The organism is Rhizobium sp. SVR5-9E (genome assembly GCF_056755095.1).
The window spans coordinates 1-233 of the sequence record NZ_JBNDHS010000794.1; the positions used below are offsets into that span (position 1 = coordinate 1).

The following is a 233-nucleotide window of genomic DNA, read 5'->3' on the forward strand; positions in this document are numbered from 1 at the left end:
TCGGCGCGGAGCTCCGTCTAGTTTTTCTGGCCGTAGGACTCGTCGCGCACGGAATACCAGCCGGCGTCGGAATCCTTGTAGATGTCGCCGTCCTCCGCCATTCGGTTCCAGATCTCTCTGGAAGCCTCGTGATGACGCTCTTCGGTGGTCCTTATGAAGTCGTCGTTCGAGGCGTTCAGCAGCTTGGCCCTCGCCTGGAACTCACCGTAGTTGCGGTCCGCGAGCCCCTGAGC

The 233-nt window shown here is 61.4% G+C and carries 1 pseudogene; it reads right to left on the minus strand.

Annotated features, from left to right (window positions below):
- Positions 1–20 precede the first annotated feature (20 nt).
- Positions 21–233 (minus strand): annotated as a pseudogene (locus tag ACPYOJ_RS37015) (class I tRNA ligase family protein); the annotation flags it as partial.